The 7,568-nt window shown below is 54.0% G+C and carries 9 protein-coding genes; 2 read left to right on the forward strand and 7 right to left on the reverse strand.

All coding sequences use genetic code 11. The features are described 5' to 3' along the window. Positions 1-95: 95 nt before the first annotated feature. Positions 96-323, forward strand: a complete 228-nt coding sequence (locus PKO02S_RS24080) for a cold-inducible protein YdjO-related protein (RefSeq protein WP_127586959.1) — start codon at positions 96-98, stop codon at positions 321-323. A 312-nt stretch (positions 324-635) separates the two neighbouring features. On the opposite strand, the gene PKO02S_RS24085 is transcribed toward PKO02S_RS24080, so the two are convergent. Both PKO02S_RS24085 and PKO02S_RS24090 read right to left on the reverse strand, forming a co-directional pair. Continuing rightward, complete coding sequence (locus PKO02S_RS24085; RefSeq protein WP_127586961.1) at positions 636-1,208, reverse strand: YdeI/OmpD-associated family protein; 573 nt, start codon at positions 1,206-1,208, stop codon at positions 636-638. A gap of 21 nt (positions 1,209-1,229) precedes the next feature. Further along, positions 1,230-1,733 (reverse strand): MarR family winged helix-turn-helix transcriptional regulator, encoded by a 504-nt coding sequence (locus PKO02S_RS24090; protein ID WP_127586963.1) that lies wholly within the window; start codon positions 1,731-1,733, stop codon positions 1,230-1,232. 315 nt (positions 1,734-2,048) lie between these two features. Between PKO02S_RS24090 and PKO02S_RS24095 the strand changes: the two genes are divergently transcribed. Beyond that, the gene (locus PKO02S_RS24095) at positions 2,049-2,495 is read left to right on the forward strand and encodes a DUF1801 domain-containing protein (protein ID WP_127586965.1); all 447 of its coding nucleotides are present in this window, start codon (positions 2,049-2,051) and stop codon (positions 2,493-2,495) included. 61 nt (positions 2,496-2,556) lie between these two features. On the opposite strand, the gene PKO02S_RS24100 is transcribed toward PKO02S_RS24095, so the two are convergent. From PKO02S_RS24100 to PKO02S_RS24120, 5 genes are all read right to left on the reverse strand, one after another. Then, positions 2,557-3,120 (reverse strand): PadR family transcriptional regulator, encoded by a 564-nt coding sequence (locus PKO02S_RS24100; RefSeq protein WP_127586967.1) that lies wholly within the window; start codon positions 3,118-3,120, stop codon positions 2,557-2,559. An 18-nt stretch (positions 3,121-3,138) separates the two neighbouring features. Further along, complete coding sequence (locus PKO02S_RS24105) at positions 3,139-4,707, reverse strand: MDR family MFS transporter (protein ID WP_127586969.1); 1,569 nt, start codon at positions 4,705-4,707, stop codon at positions 3,139-3,141. Between the two features lie 321 nt (positions 4,708-5,028). Next, a complete protein-coding gene (locus PKO02S_RS24110) occupies positions 5,029-5,487 on the reverse strand; it encodes a DinB family protein (RefSeq protein WP_127586971.1) in 459 nt (152 codons plus the stop codon). Beyond that, positions 5,484-6,026 (reverse strand): HugZ family pyridoxamine 5'-phosphate oxidase, encoded by a 543-nt coding sequence (locus PKO02S_RS24115; protein ID WP_127586973.1) that lies wholly within the window; start codon positions 6,024-6,026, stop codon positions 5,484-5,486. Before PKO02S_RS24115 ends, PKO02S_RS24110 begins: the two co-directional genes overlap by 4 nt. Positions 6,027-6,049: 23 nt before the next feature. After that, positions 6,050-7,066: an ABC transporter substrate-binding protein gene (locus tag PKO02S_RS24120; protein ID WP_127586975.1), complete on the reverse strand. Its 1,017-nt coding sequence runs from the start codon at positions 7,064-7,066 to the stop codon at positions 6,050-6,052. Between the last annotated feature and the right edge of the window lie 502 nt (positions 7,067-7,568).

The raw sequence follows: 7,568 nt of genomic DNA on the forward strand, positions 1-7,568 counted from the left end.
GCAGTAGAATAGGAAAGCACTGAACGTGAGCTGCTTCCAACCGAATGGAAACCGCGTCGTGCGGGTATCTTACATCGAGTGGAGGTGACGTACATATGCATACCGATACTGCCAAGCCTGAGCTGTCTCCTGTCCCCGTCTGGCGCTGCCGCGATCAATCCTGCAAGGCGTGGACGCGGGAGGAGCTGGCCTCCTCTGCCTCGCCGGAATGCCCAATCTGCAAGGGAAGCATGATCCGGGGCATCAAATATTTGCCGAAGCTTGTGAAAAAGCATAAAGCGGCGCCTAAGAAAACGGATGAGGCCGACGCTTGGCTGCGATAATTAAATTTGTGATTGTCCCCAAAAACTTACAAAGCATGGCCCTTGATTGGTATTGAGGTTGGGCAGCGCTTTCAAAGACGGACGCTTCGTTTCTCCACTCCCTCTTCCTGCCGTGTTTGGTTTTGCTTTCGTTCGTAGGCGTTACTTGGGGGAGCCTGTCAGATCCTGGAGCGGACACGTATCAAAAAGAGACTGAAGTCGCTCCCACAGCGATTGAAGTAGAGTTCAATTGCTGCAAAGGGAGGCCAGCCGGCACAACAAAACCATACCTGCGCGGGTATGGTTTTTTAAATGATTTCTGTTTTACTCCGTCTACTCCTTGCCCTCCAGCTGCTCGACGAACTCCCGCATCCGTTTCTCCTTTGTCTCTGGCTTCTTCGCTTGGGCCAGACGGAATAAGATCGAGTACCGCTCGCTTTTCTTAAGCCCCTCGAACGTTGCTTTCGCCTTCGGATGGAGGTCCAGCAGCGCGGCAAAATCTTCAGGGACGGCGGCGGTGCTCTGCGGCTCGTAGGCGCTGTCCCACTGCCCGTTGCGCTTTGCAATATCGATCGCCTCTTGTCCGGACGGCTTCATCCGCCCCGCCTCGATCAGCACGGCCACTTTGTCCTTGTTGACGACCGACCAGATGCTCTTCTTGCCCCGCGGGGTGAAGCGCTGCAGCCATGTCTTCTCGTCCATCGCTTCCTTCTGGCTGTCGATCCAGCCGTAGCAGAGCGCCACATCGAGCGCTTCCGTGTAATTGACCGTCGTCAAGCCGGAGCCTTTCTTTGCGATTTGCAGTCGTAGCCCAGGCGATGAATCATAATGCCGCGCAAGCCAAGCTTCGAAGATTTCTTGATTCTCGAACATCATGATCGGCAGTGGCGCCGCTTTTTCTTTCATAGGGATCCCCTCCGGAATGATTTAGTTGATAGTCGATACTCGGTTTAAAATGGTATGAAGCTGTTCTCGTTGCTCCTGGGGCAAATGGGCGAGCACTTGCTCGGCCGCCTCGCTCATCCCGGCTCTTGCGCGAGCGATCAACGGAATTGCAGCCTTGGTGACTCGCACGAACGTAGCCCGTCGGTCATCGGGATCCGGCTGACGAATCAGCATGTGCTCCGCCTCCAGCGCATCCACGAATTGCGTGACCGTGCGGGGTTTGATGCCGAGCCGCTCGGCAATGTCGCTCATCCGAATCGCCCCCGCCTCCTGCACCGTGACGAGAAACCGAAGCCTCGGGCCGGTCAAATAGGACGGTACATCATAGGCGGCCAAATGAGCTTCGAATTGCAAATGGAGCTGATGGGTAGTGCGAATCAAGGTCTCCAACAATTGGCCTGCCGATGGGGTTGAATCCGTCGATGGGGCTGCGGCTGAACCTGCTGTTGGAGTTGAGTTAAGGTGCAGATCGTGAATTGAGGTCATAAAAAAGCTCCTCGACGCTGAAATAGAATAGCGTACGCTCGGGTTGTGATTAATGAGTATACTCACTATGTAGTTGGTATCTATTTTCATAGTACCCTAGTCTTGTCTGCTTGAGAAGCGATTCCGAGAAGGAGGAAACCTTCATATCCGAGTCCCTAGTGCTCGCCATTCAATACGATCTATTCGATGGCACGAGGACCTGGAGCAAATCGCACGGTGGATCGACGCCGACCGCGCCAAACCTTGTTCGAGGTGTTTTATGTTATGATAGGGGCATAAGTTTTACTTCAGTAAGATTAAGAGAGGAGTTCACCTATGCCGGCTAGCAACAAAAGCAACCCGTCCACGACTTCCAAGCGGTCGAAGCTAACTGCCGCCGATCAAGTCGAAGACTTTATGACGAAGCTCGTCCACCCCTTGAAAGCGGAAATTGAAGCTGTGCGCTCGATCATTCGAACGGCCCAGCCGCACTTGCAGGAGCGGATCAAATGGAATGCACCCAGCTTTGCATGGGAGGATGACGATCGCATCACCTTCCAATTGCGAGGCCAAGATTTCTTCCTGCTCGTCCTCCATCGCGGGGCGAAGGCAGCGCCACTTACCGGACCCGGGCGACTGGTGGAAGACCCGACCGGTCTACTGAATTGGGCTTCAAATGACCGCGCCACGATTCGCCTCTCCGACATGCAAGATGTCGAAGCCAAACGGGACAAGCTCGCCACCGTCCTATCCCTTTGGATAGAGACCACGAGCTCCAAGTAGCGAAACAGCCTTCTTTCCTTCTAGCTGAAGGAAAGAAGGCTGTTGGCTTGACTAGCACCGGTTACTCGTTCTCGATCGGAACGCCTCTCACATTCAAAGCTCCGCATGACGCATCTTCCGTCAGCCTCTCAAGCCAGCGCAGCTCTACGACGGCATGCTCCCACTGCCCTTTCATCATGTGCAAGACGCTTCGCGGCACGATCGGCACATGCTCTAAGTAAACCTGCTCCATTTTCAGAACCTTGTCTTGCTGTTGTTTGAGCTTCTCCACGAGTACAGCATGGATGCGCTGTTGATCGCCGCTCCAGGCGAAGGGCAAAGCCGCATACATCGGATGGAACACGCTGGTGTTCCCAGCGAGCTGCTCCAGCAGCATGTCCTGGAATAGAGACTTCCCTTCGTCCGTTATCCGATATACGGTTCGGTCGGGGCGTTTTCCCTCTTTTACCGTCTGCATCGCTTCCACACACCCTTGCTTGCGCAGCTGATCGATCGCGTAGTAAAGCGAACCTTCCTGCATCTTGATGTAGTGGAGCATCGAACGGTCCTTCATCTTTTGCCGCATCTCGTAAGGATGGCTGTCCGCCTCCATGAGCAATCCCAACAGTACCAGCTTCATTGACATTGTGCGTCCCCTACCCGTCTAGTGCCCGGAGGTTGGGGCTGGAGCGCCCGGCTCTCCCCCGGCGGCGCCGCCTTCGCGACCCGGTTGTTTCCGTCCGGGAATTTCCAGCTTCGCCTTGCCCATGAGCAGGATGAAGACAAGGGCGACAATCGCCATGATGATCGTAACCTGGAAGACGAAAGCAATGGAATCGGCCAATCCGACAATTAGTTTATCCAGCACCGGCTTCGGCACATGAGCCTGGAACTCGGGCGACAGCAGAGCTCTAGCGTCAGCCGGTGCTGCCGCCCCTCCTTGGGCCGGCAGCAGCTCGGCCATCCGATTTTTCATCGCATTCGCTTGCACGCTTCCAAGTACCGTCACCCCGACGGCAGACCCGATCGAGCGGAAAAAGGCGACAAGCGACGTTACGACCCCGCGGTATTGAGGGCTGACTGTGTGCAAGGAGGACATCGAGGTTACCGGGAACGCCGCCCCGATGCCAAGCCCCATCATGATCATATAAAGCGTTACTTGCCAGCGCGGCGTCTCGACCGAAATGAAGCCGAGCAGCGTCGTAGCGATCAGCAACAGCGCAACCGAGAACAGCAGGATGTTGCGGAACGAAGTTTTCCCGATAAACCGACCGCCGATCATCGATGAAGCGACCACGCCTAACATCATCGGAGTCAGCACCAGCCCTGCGCTTGTGGCCGAGCCCTGGAACACGCCTTGGATGAACAGCGGAATATAAGTAGCGGCCGACAGCATCAGAGCGCCGTAGAAGAAGCTGGTCCCCATGCTGGAGGTGAATAACCGGTTGCGGAACAGATGCAGCGGCACGATTGGTGACGATGCCCTCCTCTCGATGAGCAGAAACAAGATGAAGCAGACCGCCGCTATTATGAATAGGCCGATTATGGTCGCCGAACTCCAAGCGTATTCTTTTCCACCGAGCTCCAGAGCGAACATAAGGCTTAAGATCGAAGCGGCAAACACGACGGTGCCGAGCCAATCGATTTTCTGATTCGGATTATTCGGCAATACCGGGTGGTAAAATAACGAAATCAGAATCAACGAAATGACCCCGAGCGGCAAGTTGATGTAGAAAATCCATGTCCAGTCCACGTTGTCCGTGAAATAGGCGCCGGCAAGCGGACCCAAGACGCTCGATATCCCGAAGACGGCTCCGAACAATCCTTGCATCTTGCCCCGCTTCTCGGCCGGGAAAATATCGAATACGATCGCGAACGTAATCGGCATCAAGGCGCCGCCTCCGAGCCCCTGGATCGCGCGGTACACGATGAGCTGCGTCATCGACGTCGACGTCCCGCATAAGGCGGAACCGATCATGAATACAACTAGCCCTAACAAGAAAAATGTCTTGCGTCCATACATATCGCCCAGCTTGCCGAAAATTGGCATCGATACGACATTCGCGATCAAGTAGGCGGAGAACACCCATACATATTGCTCCAGTCCGCCCAGCTTGCCCACGATGGTCGGCATCGCTGTGGAGACGATCGTTTGATCCAAGGAAGCCAGCAGCAGCCCGAGCATTAAGCCCGCCACCGTCCAAGGAATATGCGACGATTTTTTTGGTGCCATGGAAAAGCAACACTCCTTTAGAAAGATTGAATCCGTATTAACTACTCTAATTATAATACTCAAATTTGAGTAAAATACAAGATGCTGAATATTTTGTTTTGATAAAATTCCCTGATTGACCCGAACCTTACGCTATTTCATGTGAAACGTGTTGTCGTTGGGGCTAAGGAGCAGAACTTGGACCGCTTCGCTTGGAGGCGGTGTTGAAACAAAAGGATCAGCGGTAAGTTAGATTGATCCTGGTGGCAAGCAAAAAACCGTCCTCCGGTGCCGGTGGGGACGGTTTTCTATGTTCGAAGTCATTTTACGCGGACTATTGGTTTATTCCTTTGCCTTGGCCGACTTCAAGATCAGCGAGATTTGCCCGGCATGGATGCCTGTGTGGTACAACAGCCGTCCGACAGCCTCCAGCGGGGAGGAAGGCGCCCCCATCGGGGAGCCCACCGGCACATGCCACGCCTCTTCGGGCAGCTCGCGCATGGCCGCTTGCAGATGCTCGTTCGAATCGCTCAGCATTTTCAACAGCCGCTCGTGATCTGTGTAATCGGCGTCGCTGCCAATCGGGCCGGCGTTCGTCTGCATCTCCAACCCTTCCGGCATCTTCCTGCCAAAGAACCACTCGGCGAACATGTACTCGACTTCCGCGTTATGCTGGAGCATGTAGCCGATCGATGCGGTCCCTTGCTTTAACGACAAATCCGAGACGGCAAGGTTCTGGGCCGTTTTGTAGAACCTCGATTGCACCGCATTCCAAATCGGCTGTACCGTTGCGTAGCTCATCGATGGGTACCTCCTGCAGCGGGCGACTCCGCTGTCTTCTTCGCCGTTCCATGGCCGTCCCGGGCTACATGCTCGAACTTCTCGCCCGTCAGGTCGATGTCGAACGCTTGGCCAAACCCGGCCACATACCGTCCATCGGACACGGTCAGCTCGAAGAGCGAGAAATCCAACCCGCGCAGCATTCCGATCATATTCTTCCCGAACCGTTCGCCGAACTGCTCGAAAATGTCGTCGTACCCTTCATTCCCCACATTCACCGCTGCGCATACAAACCTTGCCCGCTGGCGTGCGAACAAATTTGCCGTCTGGCTTTCGTCCTCAATCAGCATAACGTCAACCGAAGGATTGTTTTCCAGATGCTTGTAGTGATTCGCGATTTGGCTGATGAAAATGTACAGCTTCCCTTCTTTGCTCACGTACGGGGAGTAAGAGACGAATGGCGTCCCCTGATCGTCCACCGTGCTCAATACAAGCGTTTTGACCGAATCAACGAATTTCAAATATTGCAGCTTGATCATTTCCTTGTCCAGCATCTTCATTTTGTCAACGTCACCCCGTCATGTTATTGGTTGAAGAGCACCTGCGCCAGTTCCTTGTAAGCAGCCGGAGCGTTCGCAATCGAAGCAATGCCGAACAGCGTATAGTCGAGCGTTTTGATTTTTCCGTTTTTGAAGGCGTTCAGTTTTTCCCAGGAGCCGTTTTTCTTCATGTCTTCTTCGAACTTTTTGGCAGCCGCCGCCGGATCGCCGTGAGTTACCAGCATGATAATGTCGGGATTGGTCGTCACTATGCTTTCCATATTAAGCGGGCTGTAAGCGTCTTTCAACTGCAATTCCGTGGAAATATTGGTTGCCCCCAGCTTTTTGGCCAGACTGCCGGCGAATGTGCTCTCGTTCATGAACATAAGCGACTCTGCGGATCCGAATAGGAACAACACTTTAGGCGCCTTCTTCCCTTTTCCGAGTTCAAGGGCGGCCGCTTCCGCTTTTGCATGATTTTCCAGGAAGGCTGTCGCTTTCGCTTCTTGCTTGAACACTTTGCCTAGCGCTACTGTCGTAATTTTCAGTTCTTCTAGCGAGTCAACCGGCACGAACGCCGACTTCAGGTTGGCCGAGCCTAACGTTTTCTCAAGGTTGGTCTTCAGTGAAGACGGTGCGAGCACGACATCCGGCTGCTGCTTGGCAATCAGCTCCAGGTTCAGTTGGTGCGATGATCCTACGCGCGGTACTTGATCATAGGCGGCCGGCAGCTTGCTGCTCGTTGTTGGTACGCCTACTGGCAGCACGCCAAGCTCATTGAGAATTTCGGCGATGGCAACGGAGACGGTCACCACTTTGGCCGGGGTTGCGTTGTTGAATTGGGCGAGGACTTCCGCCACCTTTGCTTCGTCTACCTTGACTGCAGTGGCTGTTGTCGGGCTCGGGCTGGCGGTTGGAGAAGCCGAGACGGTGGCCGATGGTGCCGCTCCTTGCTTTTGGTCGGTGGCGCCTCCGTCAGTTCCGGTGCCGCATGCTGTGGTCGTGATGGTTAAAGCTGCAATCGATACTATTAGAAACCATTTCTTACTTGCCTTTAGCATAAATGTTTATCCCTCCGATATGTAACTTTATAAATGATAATGATTTTCATTTTTACTATATCAGCAATGATTATCATTATCAATTATAATTTTAGGGAAATATGCCTCGTCTTTTCGCTGCATAAGAAATACCATCTGGGGGAGGATCATCCAGATGGCAGTTGTCCGAGGCCTTTCCTTTGTGCAGAGGGAGGCCAGGCGGGCTGGGTTCCGATCACTCTTGAACTCCTGGCCCTTTGATTAGATTTCCGTTGAAGTTGAGCCCGGATCAGGGAGGTGACCGCTTCGCTTCTCCACTCCAGCCCTCCGCCCTCCTCGGTTCTTCTTTCGTACATGCCCCTCCATTTGTTCGGAACAGCCGCCTCTGGACGATCCCTGATCGTCCTTCCGTCGAATACTCTCAACCAGCTCCACTCGCTCGCCAACACTCTTATTCCCTAGTCCGAAAAAATCGGACTACTGCATGCCTCGCCGCCCGGAAAAGCTATGCAGTCCGAATTCA

It is taken from the genome of Paenibacillus koleovorans NBRC 103111, from assembly GCF_004000845.1.
GTDB classification, from domain to species: Bacteria; Bacillota; Bacilli; order Paenibacillales; family NBRC-103111; genus Paenibacillus_AA; species Paenibacillus_AA koleovorans.

Excerpts from the sequence above, each read along its gene's own strand:
- PKO02S_RS24095 (WP_127586965.1), top strand. The coding sequence starts at position 2,049 with ATGCCGGCTAGCAACAAAAGCAACCCGTCCACGACTTCCAAGCGGTCG.
- PKO02S_RS24085 (WP_127586961.1), bottom strand. The coding sequence starts at position 1,208 with ATGAAAGAAAAAGCGGCGCCACTGCCGATCATGATGTTCGAGAATCAA.
- PKO02S_RS24105 (WP_127586969.1), bottom strand. The coding sequence starts at position 4,707 with ATGGCACCAAAAAAATCGTCGCATATTCCTTGGACGGTGGCGGGCTTA.
- PKO02S_RS24115 (WP_127586973.1), bottom strand. The coding sequence starts at position 6,026 with ATGAAGATGCTGGACAAGGAAATGATCAAGCTGCAATATTTGAAATTC.
- PKO02S_RS24080 (WP_127586959.1), top strand. The coding sequence starts at position 96 with ATGCATACCGATACTGCCAAGCCTGAGCTGTCTCCTGTCCCCGTCTGG.
- PKO02S_RS24090 (WP_127586963.1), bottom strand. The coding sequence starts at position 1,733 with ATGACCTCAATTCACGATCTGCACCTTAACTCAACTCCAACAGCAGGT.
- PKO02S_RS24110 (WP_127586971.1), bottom strand. The coding sequence starts at position 5,487 with ATGAGCTACGCAACGGTACAGCCGATTTGGAATGCGGTGCAATCGAGG.
- PKO02S_RS24100 (WP_127586967.1), bottom strand. The coding sequence starts at position 3,120 with ATGTCAATGAAGCTGGTACTGTTGGGATTGCTCATGGAGGCGGACAGC.
- PKO02S_RS24120 (WP_127586975.1), bottom strand. The coding sequence starts at position 7,066 with ATGCTAAAGGCAAGTAAGAAATGGTTTCTAATAGTATCGATTGCAGCT.